An 18711-nucleotide genomic window follows, 5' to 3' on the forward strand; every position below is an offset into this window, starting at 1 on the left:
CCCTGGGGACCGGGGCGGTGAGCTGTGGTGACCCCGGCCCGCGCGGACCGGAGCGGCCGCACCGACGTCCGGGACACCGCGGCGGCGTGCCCGCACCCTACCGCAGCACATTTGCAGCCGCCAAGGGTTCCGCGGATTCCCCGAGGTTCCCTGAGGTTCCCCGGGGTGTCAGGCCCCGCCCGGGCCGTCCCCGTCCTCCCCGTCCTCCCCGTCCTCCCAGACCTCCGGCGGCCGCTTCGGCCGCTCCACGGTCGGCCGCAACGCGGCCACCGCCGACTCCCGCGACAGGCCGCAGATCTGCAGGGCGTCGACAATGATCGACCGGCACTGGGCCAGCACGACATGCCCCGACAACCCGGAATCCCCCGCGACCCACAGGCCGGCCCGCCCCGCGATGAACTGCAGCCGCCGCGTGATGTCCGGGATCTCGACGAGCTGCCGGCGACTCCCCCGCGAACCCCCCTGCGCGTACAGGGCGCCGAGGTGCCCCAGCGCGTCCGAGAGGTCCCGGATCAGCCGGGGCATCCGTTCGTCGACCTCCTCCCGGTCGTCGATCATGAGCTCCGCCCTGCGCGCGAGGACCCGCGAGTTCCGCATGACGTTGTCCACGGGGGCGAGGATGCGCGTCATGCTCTTCGAGTGCCGCCGCGCGGTCCAGTAGATCGGCGACAGCGACACGATCTCCTGCCCACCCGACGCCTCGCTGAGCAGCGCGTTCACCCCGGTCTGGGTGCCGCGGGCGGTCTCCAGGGCCTCGCGGATGTGGGTGGCGTCCCGGTCCTCGATGCCCTCGGCGACGTCGTCGAGGACGAGCGCGGCCTTGCTGATGAGGGAGGACACCTCCCGGCGGGCGGCCCGCAGCGGACTGCTGGGGACGACGGCCATGACGATGAGACCGATGACACCGCCGATGAGGGCGTCGACCATCCGGCTGAGGTTGCCCGCGGTGCCGGGCGGGATGAGGGTGGCGACGAGCACCGCCGAGCCCGCCGCCTGGGTCGGCACCATCGCCCCCTTGTCGACGAACACGGCGAGGAGGATCGCGACGAGGACGACGACGGCCACCTGCCAGTAGCCGCTGCCGATGACGGACACGATGACGTCCCCGATGCCGATGCCGACGGCCGTGCCGAGGACGAGTTCGAACCCCCGCCGCAGGCGCGTCCCGCCGGACACCCCGAGGCTGATCACCGCCGCGATCGGGGCGAAGAACGCCCGCTGGTGGCCCATGACGTCCGTGGCGAACCACAGGGCGAGGCCGGCGGCGATGGCGCACTGGACGGCGAAGACCCACGCCTCCCGCACCCGGTGCCAGCCCTGGACCGGGGCGATGCGCCGCAGGCTCGCGGCCGCGGCGCGCACCCCCTCGGAGGCGCGGAGCCGCGGGCGTTCGCGGGCGGCCTTCTCGCGGTCACGGTACTCGGACATCCTGTCATTCTCGCACGTCGGCGAGACCCCTCCCCCCGGTGACCTACCGGGTCATCTTCTCCGCGGCGGTCGGGTCACAGTCGTGCACGAGGTTGAGGCACCGGATGTACTCGTCCTCCTCGCCGATCGCGCGGGCGACGGCGGAGAGCATCATGATCGCGCGGAGGACCCCCTGGTTCGGCTCATGGTCCCACGGCACGGGGCCGGTGCCCCGCCAGCCGTTCGCGCGGAGCGCGTCGAGCCCCCGGTGGTAGCCCGTGCGCGCGCAGGCGTAGGCCACGACCGTGTCCCCGGCGGCCAGGTGGGAGGCGGCGAGGGCCGCCCACACGCCGGAGTCCTTCGGGTCCTTCACCGCCAGGGCGTTGAGCCCGGCGATGTCCTCGGTCCCCGTGACCGCCGTGGTGAGCTCCCGGGGGAGCCGCACCTCCGGCTGCTCGGACCCGAACAGGTCCCGTCCGGTGCGGATGTGTTCCATCGTGCCTCCTGTGCTCGCTGCGTCGCGGCTGTCCCCGCCGCCGGGGTCGTCGGGACCGGCCGTCAGGACAGCGAGGTCCCGGCGGAGTGGAGGTCGCGGCAGGCCTCGACCACGCGCTCGGCCATCGCGGCCTCCGCCTTCTTCATGTACGAGCGCGGATCGTACACCTTCTTGTTGCCGACCTCGCCGTCGATCTTGAGCACACCGTCGTAGTTCTGGAACATGTGCGTCACGATCGGGCGGGTGAAGGCGTACTGGGTGTCCGTGTCCACGTTCATCTTCACGACGCCGTAACCCAGCGCCTCCTCGATCTTCTCCTTCTCGGAGCCGGAGCCGCCGTGGAAGACGAAGTCGAAGGGCCGCGAGCCCGCGTCGAGACCGAGCTTCTCCGTCGCGACCTTCTGGCCCATCTCCAGGACCTCGGGGCGGAGCTTGACGTTGCCCGGCTTGTACACGCCGTGGACGTTGCCGAACGTCGCCGCAAGGAGGTACCGGCCATTCTCGCCGGTGCCGAGGGCGTCGACGGTCTTCGCGAAGTCCTCGTCGGTCGTGTACAGGTTGTCACCCGCCTTCGCCTCGACGCCGTCCTCCTCGCCGCCGACGACACCGATCTCGACCTCGAGGATGATCTGCGCGTCACGGCACGCGGGGAGCAGGCCCTTGGCGATCTCCAGGTTCTCGTCGATCGGGATGGCCGAGCCGTCCCACATGTGGGACTGGAACAGCGGGATCTCGCCGGCCTCGACACGCTTCCGGGAGATCTCCAGCAGCGGCCGGACGTAGGTGTCCAGCTTCTCCTTCTGGCAGTGGTCCGTGTGCAGGGCGACGTTCACCCCGTAGTGCTTCGCCGCCTGGTGCGCGAACGCGGCGAGGGCCTCCGCGCCGGCGACCATGTTCTTCACCGCGAGGCCGGAGCCGAACTCCGCGCCACCGGTCGAGAACTGGATGATGCCGTCCGACTCGACGTCCGCGAAGCCCTTCAGCGCGGCGTTGATCGTCTCCGAGGACGTGCAGTTGATGGCCGGATAGGCGTAGCCGTTCTCCTTCGCCTTGTCCAGCATGTCCTGGTAGACGGCGGGGGTTGCGATGGGCATGGGGTCATCCTCCGTAGCTGTAGGCGAGAGCTGTTCGGGAGCTCGTGGCTTCTCTGCGCACGCCGAACGGACCGGCGGCTGCGCGACACCCCCGATTATGCCTGCAGCACGCCCGCGACGTCGCGAAACACCCCCGTCAGGGCGGCTTCAGCACCCCTCCCCCCGTGGGGGTGGCCTATCAGCAGGGGCCGCGTCGCCCTATCGGTGACCGGCACTCCCCCGGCACACCGGGCGCGCCGCGGAGGGGTCCGTCGTCCCCCTCCTCCCCGGCAGCCACCCGCCGCACCCCGGCGGCGGCCCGGCGGCTCACCGGGTGCGGGCGTCGTCCTCCGCCGCCGCGACCTGCGCGGCAGCCTCCATGAGCATCCACCCCGACAACTGCACCGACAGGTCCCGCTCGGCGATGTCCGAGGACCCCACCGCCCCCGCGATCGTCGCCCCGACGAGACCGCCCGACTGCGGCAGCACCGCGTCCGCGGTCCAGTCCGACGGGAACACCGGCAGGCCGTCGACCTCCAGCCGGTGCATCCACACCGACCCGGCCGACGCCGTGACAAGCTGCCCCGCCAACCGCCGGGTCTCCCGCGTGCTGCGGTCCTCCCCGGGCAGCGCGACCGCCGCGAGCGCGAGGTACCGGGCGAGGATCCCCTTGAACAGGCCCCCGTCGCCGCCGCCGGTCCGCCAGTCGATGACGTTGTCCCGCGTCGCCATCGACCGCGCGACCGCCCGGACCAGGCCCTGCGCCCGGGTGATGTACTCCACCCCCACCGGGGACACCTCGTCCGGCCCGACCCCGGCCTCCTCCCGCATCGCGCGGGCGATCTCCACGCACGCCCCGATCATCACGCCCTGGCAGTACGGGTGCACGGCCGTCTCCTGCTCCGGGCCGTGCATCCGCATCCGCAGGCCGTCCAGGACGAGCCCGTCGTCGTTGATGAGCGTCTCGAACACCCAGTCCGTCAGCCGCCGGGCGACGTCGAGCCGCCCGGTCCGCGCGGCGAGGATCGCCGCCGGGCCGTTCGTCGGCACGTTGTAGAACGTCTCGTTGCTGCGCCACGGCAGGACGCCCGTGAGCGGGTCGATGCCGTCGAGGATGTTCTCCTCGAGCGCGTCGCGGTAGCGGACGGTCCCGTACTTCCGCAGGTTCTCCGTCCGCTCCAGGGCGAGGGCCAGCCACGCCTTGTCGTCGTAGTAGTTGTTCGCCGTGAGGCGGCCGAAGTTCCGCAGGCGCATCCCGCGGATCGTCCGGCGGATCTGGCCCAGGCGCAGGCGGGTGGAGCGGCGCTGCGCGGCGTCGACCTGACAGTCGATGTAGTGCGCCTGCCACCAGTAGTGCCAGCGGAAGAAGATCTTGTCCCGGGAGGTCGGCGGCCACGCGATGACGGCGAGGTTCGTCCTGGGAATCCCCCACAGCCGGGCAGCGTGACGCTCGGCCACCGCCTGCTCGGCGAGGTCAGCTCTGTGGTCCCATCGTTCCTGCACGTCACCTATCGTGCCTGAAAAACTCCGGGAACTCCATCTCCCCCCGACGGTGGGGCTGCACGGCGGTCACCGGGGGTGTCACCACGCCGCGCGGCGTCGGTCCCGGGGCCGGTCCCGGGGTCGGTCCCGGGGTCGGTCCCGACGGCGCGCCCCGGCGGTCGCACAGCCCGTCACCACGCCGCGCGGAGGTCCGCGTGCCGCCGGACCCACGCGTGCATGGCGATCCCGGCGGCGACCCCCGCGTTGACCGAACGCGTCGAGCCGAACTGGGCGATGGACACCGTCAGCGCCGCGCCGTCGCGGGCCGCCTCCGTGACCCCGGGCCCCTCCTGGCCGAAGAGGAGCAGGCAGCGCTCCGGCAGGTCCGTCGTCTCGAGGGGCACGCTGCCCGGGGTGTTGTCCACGGCGACGACCGTCAGCCCGTGCGCGCGGGCGAACTCCAGCACCCCGGCGACGTCCGCGTGGTGCCGGAGGTGCTGGTAGCGGTCGGTCACCATCGCCCCCCGCCGGTTCCAGCGGCGACGCCCGACGATGTGCACCGTGTCGACCGCGAAGGCGTTCGCCGTGCGGACGACGGTGCCGATGTTCGCGTCGTTGCCGAAGTTCTCGATCGCCACGTGCAGCGGGTGGCGGCGCGCGTCGATGTCCCGCACGATCGCCTCGCGCGTCCAGTAGCGGTAGGCGTCCACGACGTTGCGCCGGTCGCCCTCGGCGAGGAGCTGCGGGTCCCAGCGGTCGCCGGTCGGTTCCGGCTCGCCGGGGTGCTCCTCCGCCCAGGGGCCGACGCCCACCGGGTGCGGGTGCCATTCGGTGGGGCCGGGGGCCTCGCCGCCGGTGGCGGGGTCGGGGTCGGGGCCGGTCAGCGGGCCGCCGGGGGCGGGGTCGGGCGTGCGCTGCGGGTCCTCCCCGCTCACTCGGTCTCCCCGTCGACGAGGAGCATCTGGGCGACGACGTACGTCGCCATGACGGTGCCGTCGAGGAGGCGGTCGACGGCGTCGACCCCCCGGGACCCCCGTGCCCCCGACCCGGCGGAGGACCCCACCCGGTGCAGGGCGAGCCGGGCCAGGATGAGCCCGTCCGAGACGATGAACAGCACCCCACCGGGCGCGAGGCCCCGCGACGGGTCGGTCGGCCGGCCGGTCGCCGGGGCGCCGCCCGAGCCGCGGCGCAGCGTCGGGTCGGCCGCGAGGGCGGAGGTCACCGCGAGCGCCGCGCCGTACCCGGCGACGGCCGGCAACGCGGACGGGGCGGCGACCGCCGCGAGGCCCACCCCGGCGAGCCACACCGGCAGCCGCCGGACGACCGCGCCCCGGGTGAGGTGCGCGCCCCGCCGGCGGAGCACCGCGATGTGCGCCGCCTGGGCGGCGGTGAACGCCGCCGCCCCGCCGCTGAGCGTCCGGGCGCGTTCGCGCGTGTCCGCCGCACGGGACCCCGGGCCCATGAGCACGACGTCCCCGGCCCACGCGCCGGCGAGTCCGGCGGTGACGAGGGCGACGTCCACGCCCGTCGTCCGGGAGGTGACGTCGGACCCCGTGACGGCCCGCCCCGCGCCGCGCACGACCGCCCGGTGCAGCACCCCCGCCGCGAGCAGCGGCATGAGCAGCGGTTTCACGGTGCGGGTCGTGCGGTCGGAGCGGGCGAGGGCCGCGCCGACGGACGCCGCCCCCGCCGCGAGGTACGCCACGCGGGCCGGGTGGCGGCGGGTCACGGCGCGGCGGAGGGCACCGACGCCCTCGGCCGCGCGGCCGGTGAGGATCCTCCTGCGGCTCACCGCGGTCACTCCAGGCCGAGGTCGGCGAGGCCGAGCAGCGGACGGTACTCCAGGCCCTCGGCCTCGATGACGTCCCGGGCCCCGGTCTCCCGGTCGACGACGGTCGCGACGCCGACGACCTCGGCCCCGGCCTCCCGGGCGGCGGCGACGGCGGTGAGCGGCGAGTTGCCGGTCGTCGTCGTGTCCTCGACGACGAGCACCCGGCGGCCGGCGATGTCCGGGCCCTCGATGCGGCGCTGCATCCCGTGCTTCTTCGCCTCCTTGCGGACGACGAAGGCGTCGACCCCGTCGCCGGCGTGCATGACCGCGGTGGCGACCGGGTCCGCGCCGAGGGTGAGGCCGCCGACGTTCGTGTAGTCCCAGTCCGCCGTGAGCTGGCGGAGCAGCGCGCCGATGAGCGGGGAGGCCTCGCGGTGGAGGGTCGCCCGGCGGAGGTCGACGTAGTAGTCCGCCTCCTTGCCCGAGGAGAGGGTCACCCGGCCGTGGACGACGGCGAGGTCCCGGACGAGCTCGGCGAGCCGGGCCTTCCGCTCGGCGTCGACCTCCGGGACGGGGGTCGACGCGGTGCCTGACGGGGTGGCCGACGTGGTCGCCGTCCCGGCGGTCCCGGCGGTGGTCTCGGTGTCGGTCTCCCGGCCGTTCGCTGCGCTCACTGGTGTTCCCTTCCGACGGTGCCGTCGCCGGCCGGCGGGTCGTCGACGGCCGGGCGGCGCAGGTGTCTGCTGGTGTCTTCTGTTGTCCGTGCGGTGGGCGGTGCCGGGCCGCAGCGTCGGCGGCGGGCGGCCGCCGTCCACGATGGTACCGGCGCGGGGCCCGCCCGTCCCGGCGTGGGCGGGGTCAGGGCCGGTGGGGTCCGCCGCGGCCGTCCCGGCCCCGGACCGTCCCGGGGTCGACGATCTCCGCCTCGACGATCTCGGCGTCGAGGACACCGTCGGGGTCCTCCCCGTCCCGGCCGCTCCCCGGCCCGTGCGGGCCGTCGCCCGCCCAGTGGCGGCCGGCGGGGGCGCGGTGCCGGCCGCCCCGGGCGCCCGTGCCGGGGGTGGCGTCGGTGTCGGTGTCGTCGGCGTCGGTGCTGGTGGCGGTGCCGGTGCGGGCGCCGGAACGGGTGCCGGTGCCGTGACCGTCGAGGCTGCCGTCGTCGTCGAAGATCGTCGCCCCGTGGCCGCGGTCGGTGCGGATGACGCGCGGGCTCGTCGTCGGCACCCGGATGTGGTCCGGGTCCTCGCCGAGGAGCGGGAGGTCGCCCTCGCCGGCGAGCGGGTCGCCCGGTGGGCGGTCGTCGATGCCGGCGGTGTCGCCGACGCGGCGGGCCCCGTCGCGGCGGGGCAGGTCCACCGGCTCCGCCGAGCGGGTGATGTACGGGCGCTCCCGCGCGGACGTCGCGTCGGCGGCGTCGCCGGCCGTGGCGCCGGCCACGTCGTCGCCGCCCGTGCCGTAGGCCGTGGTGACGTCGTCGCCGTATCCCGTGGTGCCGTGTCCCGTGGTGCCGTCGGCGTCGTCGCCGGCCGTGCCGGACGCACCGTCGGCGGGGCCGGCCGTGGCACGGTCATGCGGCCCGCGGGCGTCGGGGACCGCGCGCAGGTGGCCGCGCACCCCGGTGGCGGTCCCGGCCCCGCTGTCCGCGCCGGCGGTACCCCCGGTCCCGCCGGTGTCCCCGGCGTCGGACCGCCCGGCCGGACCGTCCTCCCCGGGGCCCCGCGTCTCCACGTGGACGCCGTCGCCGTCGAGCGCGGTCGTCGGGTCCGCGTGCAGCATGTCCAGCGGCACGCTCGTCACCCACGGGGGCAGCACGCGCGCGGCGTCGGCGAGGAGGATCACACGGTCGATGACGTCCGCCCACACGGCGACGTCGAGGCGCGGGCGGAGGCGGACGAGCGCCCAGTCGTCGGCGAGGGCGACGTCCGCGGCGATGTCCTCCACCGCGCGCAGGGCGGCGTCCGCCCGGGTGTCGAGCATCCGGTCGAGGGCCCGCAGGTCCGTCGCGTACAGCGTGAACGGCGGCCGGTCGAACTCCGCGCCGTGCCGCATCCCCGCGGGCATCCCCGCGTGGCGGGTGGCGTGGACGCTCACCGGCGAGCCCTCGTCCCGGCGCACGGCGACGACGGTCACCCCGCCGACGTCGGCGACGTGCGCCGGGTGGCCCCCGACGACACCGGAGACGACGTCGCGCGCGACCGGGGCGCGCCCCTGGTCGGCGAGGGTGTCGATGACGCTCGCCGGCCACTCCCCCGGCAGGTCGGCGTCCTCCCGGGTGTACTCGAAGCCGTGCTGCTGCGCCCAGTGCCGGCGCTGCCGGCGTCCCGGGGACGACGACCCGGCGTCGACGACGGGCACGGCCGCACCGTCGACGATCCCCGAGGTCGCGGAGGCGGCCGAGGGAGACCCGGCGGATGCGGTGGAGGCGGCCGAGGGAGCGGAGGGAGCAGGGGCAGCGGAGCCGGTCGGGCCGGCGGCGGCCGGGGTCCCGGGGGTCCCGGCGCTCACGGGGCTCGCCGAGGCGGGGACGGCCGACGCCCCCGCCGGCCCGTCGCCGTGACCGGCCGCGTCCCGGGGGGCGTCCCAGGTCAGGTCCCGGGGGTCGTCGCGGGTCGCGTCCCGGGTCAGGTCCCGGGGATCGTCCCAGGTCAGGTCACCGGTCGTGTCGCGGGCGGGCTCCGCGGTGGCCCACCGGGGGGAGTCCCCGGTGCGGTCCGCGGGGGTCGCCCCAGTCCCGGGTCCGACGCCGCCCGCACCGCCGCCCGACCACGTCCCCAACCACTCGTCGTCGATGTCCCACGCCGCGGCGTCCCGCGCGGCGCCGCCACCCACCGCCGGGGCGTCCCCGCCGGTGGGGGTGTCCGGCGACGGACGGGTGGCGTCGTCGTCCCCCTCCCGCACGACCTCACCGCGGGTGACCGGACGGGCGGGACGCTGCGGGACCTGCACCTGCGACGACCGCCGGAAGAGCAGCACGGCGGCGAGGAGGAGGACAAGGCCCAGAACCAGGGCGAGAAGGGCGGTAAACATCAGTCGACAGCTTAACCGACGCCCCGGACAGTGCCCGGGAGGTCGACCGTCAGTTGTTCGCGGCCGCGTAGGCCTCGTGGTCCATGAGGTCACCCGCGGCGGTGACCTTCACCTCGTAGAGCCAGCCGGCGCCGTACGGGTCGTCGTTGATGATCCCCGCGTTGTCCTCCAGGTCGCCGTTGACCGCGGTGACCTCCCCGGAGACCGGGGCGTAGATGTCGGACACGGACTTCGTGGACTCGACCTCGCCGTAGGCCTCACCGGCCTCGATCTCGGTGCCGACCTCGGGGAGCTCGACGAAGACGATCTCGCCCAGGGCCTCGGCGGCGATGTGGGTGATGCCCACGCGCACGGTCGCGCCCTCGGTGACGTCGGTGGTGTTCACCCACTCGTGCTCCTCGGAGTACAGGTGGTCGGTCGGCAGTGCGGTCATCGGTGGATCTCCTTCGTCGTCTCGGCACGGTGTGCCCTCGTGACAGTCATTACATCAGGTGGGACGGGCGGTGTCGCCGCGGCCGCCCCGGCCCGGGGGGGTCGGTGGTCCCGCGGGGCCCGGGCGTCGACGCCCCCGCGGGTGCGGGGTCAGCGCCCCCGCGAGTAGAACGGCAGCGCGGTGACCGTGAACGGCAGGCGGCGGCCGCGGACGTCGACCTCGACGCCCGTGCCCTCGGCCGCGGCGCCGCCCTCGGCGGCGGCCTCCGAGGACACGTACGCCATCGCGACCGGGTGGCCGAGCGTCGGCGACAGCGCGCCGGAGGTCACCGTGCCGAGCTTCTCGTCCGTGCCGGCGACGTAGACGTCGTAGCCCTCCCGGGCCGCGCGCCGCCCCTCACCGGTGAGGCCGATGAGCCGCTGCCGGGTGCCCTGCTCCTTCGCGGCGACGATCGCGTCCCGGCCGACGAACTCCTCCTTCGACGACGTCGCGGCGAGCACGCCGAGACCCGCGTCGACGGGGGTGAGGTCGAGCGACAGCTCGTGGCCGTACAGTGGCATCCCCGCCTCGAGGCGCAGCGTGTCCCGGGAGGCGAGGCCGCACGGGAGGACGTCGAAGCGCTCCCCGGCGGCGAGGGCGGCCTCCCACACGTCGGCGGCCCCCGGGTTCGCGACGAAGATCTCGAAGCCGTCCTCGCCGGTGTACCCGGTGCGCGCGACGACGGCGTCGTGCCCGGCGACCCGGCCCCGGAAGGCCGCGTAGTAGCCGAGGCCCTCGACCGCCGCGTCGACGGTCCGCCCCGCGCCGGAGGCCTCGGGCGCGTCGGTGACCTCGGCGACGATCTCCCGCATGACCGCGGCGGCGTCCGGGCCCTGCACGGCGATGAGCGCCGTGTCCGCGGACTCGTCGGCGACGGTGACGTCGAAGCCCGCGGCGCGCTCGGCGAGGGCGGCGGCGACCGTCGGCGCGTTGCCGGCGTTCGGGATGACGAGGAACTCGTTCTCGGCGAGGTGGTAGGTGATGAGGTCGTCGATGATGCCGCCGTCCTCCGTGCAGATCATCGAGTACTTCGCCTTGCCGACCTTCACGGCGGACAGCCGGGAGATGAGGGCGTGGTCGAGGAACGCGGCGGCCTCCGGGCCGGTCACGCGGACCTCGCCCATGTGGGAGAGGTCGAAGACGCCGACGCGCTCACGGACGGCGCGGTGCTCGTCGAGCTCGTTGTTGTACTTCAGCGGCATGTCCCAGCCGCCGAAGTCGGTGAAGCGGGCACCGAGTGCCTCGTGGACGGGGTGGAGGGCGGTCCGGCGGGGGGTTCCGGTCATGGTCGGGCTCCTTCGTTCGGGGTGGTGCGGGTCGCGCGGGATCGGGGTCGCGCGGGATCGGGGTGGTGCGGGTCGCGCGGATTCGGGCGGGATCGGGCGGGGCGGATTCGGGCGGGGTCAGTCGGCCTCGATGTCGAACGCCTCGATCGGCGGGCAGGCGCACACGAGGTTGCGGTCGCCGTGGGCGTTGTCGATGCGGCGCACCGGCGGGAAGTACTTGTCCCGCACGAGCCGGGGGACCGGGAACGCGGCCTGGCGGCGGGTGAAGTGCCCGCCGGACACCGCGTCGTCGAAGTCGTCGCGGACGACGGACTCGGCGGTGAACGGGGCCTTGCGCAGCACGGAGTCCTCGACGGCGACCGTGCCGTCGATGACCTCGGTGATCTCGGCGTGGATGGAGCGCATCGCCTCGATGAAGCGGTCGAGCTCCCCCTTGTCCTCGGACTCGGTCGGCTCGACCATGAGCGTCCCGGCGACGGGGAAGGCGAGCGTCGGCGCGTGGAAGCCGTAGTCCATGAGGCGCTTCGTCACGTCCTCGGCGGTGACGCCGGAGCGGCGGGTGAGTTCGCGCAGGTCGAGGATGCACTCGTGGGCGACGAGGCCGTTCTCGCCGGTGTACAGCGTCGGGTAGCAGTCCGCGAGGCTGCGGGAGATGTAGTTCGCGTTGACGAGCGCCATGCGGGAGGACTCGGTGAGCCCCTCGTCGCCGGACATGGCGATGTACGCCCAGGAGATCGGCAGGACGCCGGCGGAGCCGTAGCGGGCGGCGGACACGGGACGGCCCGTCGCGGCGGACGTGCCGTCGGCACCCTCACCGGCACCCTCACCGTCGGCCCCCTCACCGGAACCCTCGCCGTCGACCGGCGCCCACGGGTCGGTCGGCAGGAAGGGCACGAGGTGCTCGGCGACGCACACCGGGCCGACGCCCGGGCCGCCACCGCCGTGCGGGATCGTGAAGGTCTTGTGGAGGTTGAGGTGGGAGACGTCGCCGCCGAACCGCCCGGGCCGGGCGAGCCCGACGAGCGCGTTGAGGTTCGCGCCGTCGATGTACACCTGGCCGCCGGACGCGTGGACGCGGTCGCAGACCTCGCGCACGTGCTCCTCGAACACGCCGTGCGTCGACGGGTAGGTGATCATGATGCCGGCGACCTCATCGCCGTACTTCGCGAGCTTCGCGTCGAGGTCGTCGAGGTCGACGGACCCGTCCCCGGCGTTGGCCACGGCGACGACCCGCAGCCCGGCGAGCGCGGCGGACGCCGCGTTCGTCCCGTGCGCGGACGCGGGGATGAGGACGATCGTCCGCCCGTCGTCCCCGCGGGAGCGGTGGTAGCGGCGGATCGCGAGGAGCCCGGCGAACTCGCCCTGCGAGCCGGCGTTCGGCTGGACGGACACCCGGGCGTAGCCGGTGATCCGCGCGAGCCGGTCCTCCAGGTCGGCGATGAGGTCGAGCCAGCCCTGCACCTGGTCGACGGGCGCGAGCGGGTGGATGCCCGCGAACTCCGGCCACGTGACGGGTTCCATCGACACCGCGGCGTTGAGCTTCATCGTGCAGGAGCCCAGGGGGATCATCGTCCGGTCGAGGGCGAGGTCCCGGTCGGCGAGCCGCCGCAGGTAGCGCATCATCTCCGTCTCGGAGCTCACGGAGTGGAACACCGGGTGGGTGAGGATGTCGTCCGCGCGGAGGACGTCGGCGAGGGGGCCGTCGGCGGGGGTGAAGGAGGAGGTGTCGACGCTCGCGTGGCGCTCCTCGCCGGTGAGGGTGCCGACGAGCGCGTCCGTGAGCGCGACGATGTCCGCGTCGGTCGTCGACTCCCCGACGGACACGCCGACGTGCGTGTCGTCGATCCGGCGGATGTTGAACCCGGCGTCGCACGCGGCGCGGACGGCGCGGTCGGCGGGCGTCGCGCCGTCACCGTCACCGGCGGAGCCACCGCCGGCGACGGACCCGAGGTCGACGGTGACGGTGTCGAAGAACGCGTCGTGCGCGAGGGCGAGACCGGCCCGGGACAGGGCGACGGCGAGGGCGACCGCGCGCCCGTGGACGGCCGTCGCGATCTCCCGCAGGCCCTCCGGGCCGTGCCACACGGCGTAGAACCCGGCGACGACGGCGAGCAGCGCCTGGGCGGTGCAGATGTTCGACGTCGCCTTGTCCCGGCGGATGTGCTGCTCACGGGTCTGGAGCGCGAGCCGGTACGCGGGCGTGCCCTCACTGTCGACGGACACCCCGACGATGCGGCCGGGCAGCTTGCGCTGCATCCCCTCGGCGCACGCGAGGAACGCCGCGTGCGGGCCGCCGAAGAACAGCGGCACCCCGAAGCGCTGCGCGGAGCCGACGGCGATGTCCGCCCCCTGCGCCCCGGGCGACTCGACGAGCACCTGGGCGAGGAGGTCGCAGGCGACGGTGACGAGCCCGCCCCGCGCCTTCACGGCCTCGACGACGGGCCGCAGGTCACGGACCCGGCCGGTCGTGCCCGGGTTGGAGACGACGACGCCGACGAGGTCGTCGCGGTCCGTGCCCTCACCGGCGTCGCCGATCCCGACGATCTCGACGGGGATGCCGGCCGCCTCCGCGCGGGCGCACGTCACGGCGATCGAGGAGGGGTGGAGGTCGGCGTCGAGGAGGACGACGCCCCCGGCCTTCGCGGCCTTCGTGTTGACGCGGACCATCATCTGGACCGCCTCGGCCACCGCGGTGGCCTCGTCGAGAAGGGAGGCCCCGGCGACGGGCAGGCCGGTGAGGTCCTCGACGGCGGTCTGGAAGTTCAGCAGGGCCTCGAGGCGGCCCTGGGAGATCTCCGGCTGGTACGGGGTGTAGGCCGTGTACCAGCCCGGGTTCTCGACGACGTTGCGGCGGATGACCGCCGGGGTGACGGTGTCGTGGTACCCCGCCCCGATGAGCTGCTTCTTGACGACGTTGCGGGAGGCGTAGCCGCGGAGGGCGGCGAGGACGCCCGTCTCGTCGAGGGCGGGCGGCAGGCCGATCGGTTCGTCCTGCACGATCGACGCGGGCAGGGCCGCCCGCGCGAGCTCGTCGGTGCTGGTGTAGCCGAGGACGTCGAGGATCTCTCGCGTCTCCCGGCGGTCGGGGCCGATGTGGCGGTTCGGGAAAGCGTCGTGGACGGTAGCCATGGAGTGCGTCTTTTCGGGCCGGGGACAGGGGCGCGTGCCCGGGTCACCGGACCCGGGCTCCTCCCCGCTCTGTCGGTGGTGCCTGAGAGCTTCAGCAGCGGCGACGCTGCCTTTCTCCTTCGGCGGCCGGGCACACGGACGACGGTGTGCGGCTCTTTCCAGAGGTGCCTCACTACGGCGGTACGGGTGCCTGAGAGTGTCCCGGGGAGGGTTTGCTCCTACGGCGGCCGGGGGATGGACCCGGCCTCTCCCACCACAGCTACGAACGGCGGATCACCTCGACGAGGTGCGTCGACGAGGTGATCGTGAACGGTCATCCGGACTGGTCCGGAGTGTGGCCCGAGTATAGCCGACGGGGGTGGCGCAGGTCACGGTCCGGGAGGCGGCCCCGCGCCCGCCCCTCACACGGCGGGCGTCCCCGCCTCCCCGTCGACGACGGCGGCCCGGCCCCCGGCGACGGTGCCGACGACGCCCTCCCCGTCCTCCGCGTCCCCGTCGCCGTCGGCCTCCCCGGTGCCGGTGTCCGCCCCCGGCCCGGCGACGACGGACGCCAGGTCGGGACGGTCGGCGGTGTCGGCTGCGCCGCCGTCAGTGGCGGCGGCGGTTGCGGCGGGGGCGGCTGCGCCGGCGTCAGTGGCGGCGGCACCCGTGGCGTCCGCCCCCTCCCGGCCGGGCTCGGGGCCGAGGATCCGCTCGAGCGCGCGGACGACCGCGGTCCGCGCCCGCTCCCGCGTGAACTCGCAGTGCTCGAGCACCCGGATGGAGAGGCCGTCGAGGACGAGCCGCAGGTCGAGGGCCGCCCGCTCGGGGTCCTCGGGGCGCTCGCCGCCGCGCGTCGCGATGTCGACGACCCGCCGGCAGAACTCGTCCTCCCCGCGGGACATCGACGTCCGCAGGAGCTTGATGCGCAGGTCACCCGGGTTGCCCCCGACGAGGGCGAGCTGCACGACGGCGTGGGTCACCGTCTGCTCGTCGAGCGGGAGCATCTTCATGACGATCTCGACCGCCCGCTCCCGGGGCGGCAGTGACGCGAGCGCCGCGGACTCCGTCGCGGCGACGATCGCCGAGCGGCGCTCGTCCTCGGCCTGCCGCATGAGGGCGATGAACATGTCCTGGTGCGCGGGGAAGATGTGGCGGAGTGATCCGGGGGACATCTGGGCTTCGTCGGCGACGTTGCGCACGCTCGCCGCCTCGATTCCACCCTGGACGATGAGACGGCGCGCCGCCTGGAGAGCGTTCGCCCGACGCTCATGGGCTAACTTCCTGACCATGAGAGCAAGATAGCAGGAATGTAAGCGTGTGCTGATCTTATTGCGGGATTTTTCCCGACCCGCTCTCATCTATCGTGGTTGCGGCATGTGTGAAGCACCATTTCCGATCGCGTGTCGGCCCCGATCCGTCTGTCACGGCCGGTCCGTCACCGCCCCGCAGCGCCCGTCGCGGACCCCGTTCGCCGCACCCGGACCCCCGTTCACCGCGCCCGCGACCGCCACCCCGGGCGCGTCACCCCCCCCCCGCCGCCCACCGGACGGTCGGTCAGGCCCCGGCGTCCCCCGCGCCGTCCGGCCGGGTGCCGGGCCCCCGCCCCGGCCGTGGGGAGCGGCCCTGCCGGTCCTGGCGCTCCTGCCGCTCCTGCCGCTCCTGACGCTCCTGGCGTTCCTGCTGGTCATCGGCCCACCAGGAGACGAACTCCCGCCACGGGCTCGCCGAGAACGCGAGGACCGCCGCGCCGACGACGCCGAGGAAGAGCACCGGGGCCCCGACGACGGCGAGGACGCCGGGGGTGGCGACGAACGACGTCGCGTAGAGCAGCACCGCCCCGACGACCCCGCCGGCGGCGAACCCGACGTACATGCGGTCGACCGGGTGCCGGGGCGCGCCGTGGTAGCCGGCGAGGGTCATGAGCGCGCCGGCGACGAGCGGCCCCGCGAGCGCGAGGAAATAGAGTTCAACGGCGTACGGGATCCCCCAATTTTCCACAATCCACCGTGGTACAGACGTCACACCGAGAAGGAGGACAATCACCGTGAACACGGAGAATATTCGCCGGGCCATGGAAAACATTGTGTCACACTCGTACCGACCATTTCGGTCCGACAGCATCGCGGCCCACCCCGCCGGGCCGTCCCCCGCACCCTCCACCGGGTCCGGCCGCGGTCCCTCCGCACGGTGACGCCGCCGTCCCTCAGACGGTGAACAGGGCGTCCCCGGCGGCGCACGGCTCCCCCGGCAGCGCGCCCGGCACGACGGTCCCCGCGCCCGACCGCAACGCGACCACGACGACCACCGGATCATACCCGCGGCGGGCGACCTCGCACGGCGTGTACGTCGTCACCGGGTCCCCGGCCGCGACCCGGTCCCCCTCGGCGACGACCGTCGTGAACCCCTCCCCCTCCAACCGGCCGGTGTCGATGCCGAGGTGCACGAGGACATGGGCCCCGCCCGCGGTGTCGACGATGAACAGGTGCGGGAGGACCCGCCGCACGACACCCGCGACGGGCGAACGGACCGCCACCGCGCCGCCGCCCGGGTCCGGGACGACGGCCACCCCGTCGCCCACGGCGCCGACGGCGAAGACCGGGTCCGGCACCGACGACAACGGGGCGACCGTCCCCGCCAGCGGCGCGACAACGGTGCTGCTCACGTGCCCGGGAGCGACTCCGGCCCCCGCACGGTCCCTCGGTCCCTGCGTCATGGGGGACAGGATAGGCGGGGCCGTCCCGGCGCACCGTCGATCAGCGAACTCCGCCGGCCGCCCGTCCCCCGGACACCCCCGCCCGGCGCGGGCACGCCGGTCACGCCGGCGCGGGCACGCCGGCGCGGTCAGATGCCCCGGTCGACCGGCCGCGACCCCACGGCCGCCCACTGCGACCAGCCGCCGACGTAGTGCCGCGCCCCCGTGAGCCCGGCGTACTCCATCGCGGCGAGGAACAGCGAGGAGTGCAGCCCGGACCCCGAGTACACGATGACCCCCTCCCCGGACGTCACTCCGTGACCGGCGAGCCGCTCCCGCACCACCTCGGGCGCGGCGACGGTGCCGTCGTCCTCCGTGAGCTCCCACACGGGCACGCTCACGGCACCGGGGATGTGCCCGGCCTGCCGGTCGAGGGCCTCGCGCCGGCCGGTGTAGCGGGACTCCTCCCGGGCGTCGACGAGAACCGGCACGTCCGCGGCCCCGGGGACGGACGACGCCGTGCCCCCGTCACCCCGGCCGGTGAGCGCGTCGGAGACCTCGGCGACCTCCTCCAGCGTCGCGACCGGCATCGACCCGGGCTCGACGGTGAACCGCCCGTGGCCGCGCAACGCGCCGACCCCGCCGGCGACGTCGCCGCCGGCCGCCTCCCACGCCGGGGTGCCGCCGTTGAGCACCGCGACATCCGGGTGGCCCGCCCAGCGCAGGACCCACCACGCGCGGGCGGCGTAGAGGTTCCGGCCGGCGTCGTAGATCCTCACCGGTTGCGCGGCGTCGATCCCCCAGTCCCGGCAGTGCCGCTGGAGGACGTCGGGCTGCGGCAGCGGGTTCCGGCCCACCCCCCGGGCCGGGGTGCCCGCGAGGGCGGCGAGCGGGTCGCAGAACATCGCCCCCGGGATGTGCTGGGAGACGTAGGCCAGCCACGAGGAGTTCTCCCCCGGGTGCCAGTTCGAGTCGAGGACCGTGACGCGGTCGCCGCGGGTCAGTGAGGCGAGGAGGTCGTCCCCGGTGACGAAGGTGGCGGCGGGCGCTGCGGATGAGGATGCAGTCATGGGCCCCAGTGTAGGGCCGGGGGCACGCGACCGCGCGCCGCGGAGCGGGGGTCGCGCGGGTCGCGCGGGGCGGGTGTGACCGGGTGTGGCCGGGTACGGCCGGGTGTGATCGGGGGTCGCGCGGTCGGGCCGTACTGTGGGCACGATGATCGGTCACGCACTGGAGAGCCTGCAGTCGTGGGTGCACGGCCTGCCGGTCGTGCTCCAGGTCCTCGCCGTGTTCGTCATCGGGGTGGTCCCCGTGCTCGAGGGGGATGTCGCCGCCGCCGTCGGGATCGTCGCCGGGGTCTCGTGGCCCGCGACGTTCCTCGCCGGGACGGCGGGGACGGTCCTCGCGACGGTGGGCGGGGTCGCCCTCGGGGGGAGGGTCGACGGAGGCCTCCGCGCGCGGCGGCGTCGACGCGACCGGGAGCGGCTCCCCGCCGCGGCGGACGGAACCGCCGCGCCGACCGGCCAGGACCCCGGACCGGTGCGGACGCCGGACGGGACCGCGCTGCCCGTCGGCGGCCGCGGGCGCGACCGGTCCCGGGAGGAGCGGCGGCGCGCCCTGCTCGACCGGGTCGCCCGGTGGGGTCTGCCGGCGGCGATGATCCTCGGCGGCGTCGTGTCACCGGTCGCGATCAACGCCTTCCTGCTCGCCTCGGCGGGGATGAACCGGCGGGCGCTGCGGCTCTGGGGGGTGGTGAGCGCGGTGGTGAACACGGCCCTCGCCGTCGCCGCGACGACGGGCCTGCTGCACCTCATCTGGCGGTGAGCGAAGGCCGGGGCAGGTGACCCGGGGCGGACGCACGACGACGGCCCCGGTGTCGGAACCGGGGCCGTCG

At 74.9% G+C, this 18711-nt stretch carries 16 protein-coding genes and 1 riboswitch; of the genes, 1 reads left to right on the top strand and 15 read right to left on the bottom strand.

All coding sequences use genetic code 11. From position 1 onward, the window contains the following. Positions 1-168 precede the first annotated feature (168 nt). From CBOVI_RS09260 to CBOVI_RS09330, 15 genes are all read right to left on the bottom strand, one after another. A complete protein-coding gene (locus CBOVI_RS09260; RefSeq protein WP_010269741.1) occupies positions 169-1428 on the bottom strand; it encodes an FUSC family protein in 1260 nt (419 codons plus the stop codon). A gap of 43 nt (positions 1429-1471) precedes the next feature. Next, positions 1472-1903: a DUF3151 domain-containing protein gene (locus CBOVI_RS09265; RefSeq protein ID WP_010269745.1), complete on the bottom strand. Its 432-nt coding sequence runs from the start codon at positions 1901-1903 to the stop codon at positions 1472-1474. Between the two features lie 62 nt (positions 1904-1965). Beyond that, positions 1966-2997: a class II fructose-bisphosphate aldolase gene (gene fbaA / locus CBOVI_RS09270; RefSeq protein ID WP_010269748.1), complete on the bottom strand. Its 1032-nt coding sequence runs from the start codon at positions 2995-2997 to the stop codon at positions 1966-1968. Positions 2998-3303: 306 nt separating this feature from the next. Beyond that, positions 3304-4479 (bottom strand): glycoside hydrolase family 76 protein, encoded by a 1176-nt coding sequence (locus CBOVI_RS09275; protein WP_029157898.1) that lies wholly within the window; start codon positions 4477-4479, stop codon positions 3304-3306. Between the two features lie 170 nt (positions 4480-4649). Beyond that, positions 4650-5342, bottom strand: coding sequence for a TrmH family RNA methyltransferase (locus tag CBOVI_RS09280; RefSeq protein WP_029157899.1), 693 nt, complete (start codon positions 5340-5342; stop codon positions 4650-4652). 47 nt (positions 5343-5389) lie between these two features. Beyond that, the gene (locus tag CBOVI_RS09285; protein ID WP_232625719.1) at positions 5390-6250 is read right to left on the bottom strand and encodes a lysoplasmalogenase family protein; all 861 of its coding nucleotides are present in this window, start codon (positions 6248-6250) and stop codon (positions 5390-5392) included. Between the two features lie 5 nt (positions 6251-6255). Continuing rightward, on the bottom strand, positions 6256-6903 hold the full coding sequence (gene pyrE, locus CBOVI_RS09290; protein WP_010268435.1) for an orotate phosphoribosyltransferase: 648 nt from the start codon (positions 6901-6903) through the stop codon (positions 6256-6258). 184 nt (positions 6904-7087) lie between these two features. After that, a complete protein-coding gene (locus CBOVI_RS09295; RefSeq protein WP_125187380.1) occupies positions 7088-9256 on the bottom strand; it encodes a TtfA family protein in 2169 nt (722 codons plus the stop codon). Between the two features lie 49 nt (positions 9257-9305). Then, a complete protein-coding gene (gene gcvH / locus CBOVI_RS09300) occupies positions 9306-9689 on the bottom strand; it encodes a glycine cleavage system protein GcvH (protein WP_010266513.1) in 384 nt (127 codons plus the stop codon). Positions 9690-9838: 149 nt separating this feature from the next. Beyond that, entirely contained in the window at positions 9839-11014 is a 1176-nt protein-coding gene (gene gcvT, locus CBOVI_RS09305; protein WP_010266516.1) for a glycine cleavage system aminomethyltransferase GcvT, read from the bottom strand. A 117-nt stretch (positions 11015-11131) separates the two neighbouring features. Next, complete coding sequence (gene gcvP, locus CBOVI_RS09310; RefSeq protein ID WP_010266520.1) at positions 11132-14143, bottom strand: aminomethyl-transferring glycine dehydrogenase; 3012 nt, start codon at positions 14141-14143, stop codon at positions 11132-11134. Positions 14144-14202: 59 nt separating this feature from the next. Beyond that, positions 14203-14315: riboswitch (glycine riboswitch) on the bottom strand. A gap of 229 nt (positions 14316-14544) precedes the next feature. Next, positions 14545-15414, bottom strand: a complete 870-nt coding sequence (locus CBOVI_RS09315; RefSeq protein ID WP_183273740.1) for a TetR/AcrR family transcriptional regulator — start codon at positions 15412-15414, stop codon at positions 14545-14547. Positions 15415-15679: 265 nt separating this feature from the next. Continuing rightward, positions 15680-16198 carry a hypothetical protein gene (locus tag CBOVI_RS09320; protein ID WP_183273741.1) on the bottom strand — a complete coding sequence of 173 codons (519 nt, stop codon included), beginning with the start codon at positions 16196-16198 and terminating at the stop codon, positions 15680-15682. A gap of 130 nt (positions 16199-16328) precedes the next feature. Continuing rightward, positions 16329-16787, bottom strand: coding sequence for a PTS sugar transporter subunit IIA (locus tag CBOVI_RS09325; protein WP_029157818.1), 459 nt, complete (start codon positions 16785-16787; stop codon positions 16329-16331). Between the two features lie 179 nt (positions 16788-16966). Continuing rightward, positions 16967-17887 (bottom strand): sulfurtransferase, encoded by a 921-nt coding sequence (locus CBOVI_RS09330; RefSeq protein WP_010267504.1) that lies wholly within the window; start codon positions 17885-17887, stop codon positions 16967-16969. A 145-nt stretch (positions 17888-18032) separates the two neighbouring features. Here CBOVI_RS09330 and CBOVI_RS09335 point away from each other — a divergent pair, with 145 nt between their 5' ends. Further along, a complete protein-coding gene (locus tag CBOVI_RS09335; RefSeq protein ID WP_010267505.1) occupies positions 18033-18641 on the top strand; it encodes a hypothetical protein in 609 nt (202 codons plus the stop codon). Positions 18642-18711: the final 70 nt, after the last annotated feature.

Source organism: Corynebacterium bovis DSM 20582 = CIP 54.80 (genome assembly GCF_030408615.1).
Classification (GTDB): Bacteria; Actinomycetota; Actinomycetes; order Mycobacteriales; family Mycobacteriaceae; genus Corynebacterium; species Corynebacterium bovis.

Coding starts and splice junctions, on each gene's coding strand:
- CBOVI_RS09260 (WP_010269741.1), bottom strand. CDS start 1,428: ATGTCCGAGTACCGTGACCGCGAGAAGGCCGCCCGCGAACGCCCGCGG.
- CBOVI_RS09265 (WP_010269745.1), bottom strand. CDS start 1,903: ATGGAACACATCCGCACCGGACGGGACCTGTTCGGGTCCGAGCAGCCG.
- fbaA (WP_010269748.1), bottom strand. CDS start 2,997: ATGCCCATCGCAACCCCCGCCGTCTACCAGGACATGCTGGACAAGGCG.
- CBOVI_RS09295 (WP_125187380.1), bottom strand. CDS start 9,256: ATGTTTACCGCCCTTCTCGCCCTGGTTCTGGGCCTTGTCCTCCTCCTC.
- gcvH (WP_010266513.1), bottom strand. CDS start 9,689: ATGACCGCACTGCCGACCGACCACCTGTACTCCGAGGAGCACGAGTGG.
- gcvT (WP_010266516.1), bottom strand. CDS start 11,014: ATGACCGGAACCCCCCGCCGGACCGCCCTCCACCCCGTCCACGAGGCA.
- gcvP (WP_010266520.1), bottom strand. CDS start 14,143: ATGGCTACCGTCCACGACGCTTTCCCGAACCGCCACATCGGCCCCGAC.
- CBOVI_RS09315 (WP_183273740.1), bottom strand. CDS start 15,414: ATGGTCAGGAAGTTAGCCCATGAGCGTCGGGCGAACGCTCTCCAGGCG.
- CBOVI_RS09320 (WP_183273741.1), bottom strand. CDS start 16,198: ATGGCCCGGCGAATATTCTCCGTGTTCACGGTGATTGTCCTCCTTCTC.
- CBOVI_RS09330 (WP_010267504.1), bottom strand. CDS start 17,887: ATGACTGCATCCTCATCCGCAGCGCCCGCCGCCACCTTCGTCACCGGG.
- CBOVI_RS09335 (WP_010267505.1), top strand. CDS start 18,033: ATGATCGGTCACGCACTGGAGAGCCTGCAGTCGTGGGTGCACGGCCTG.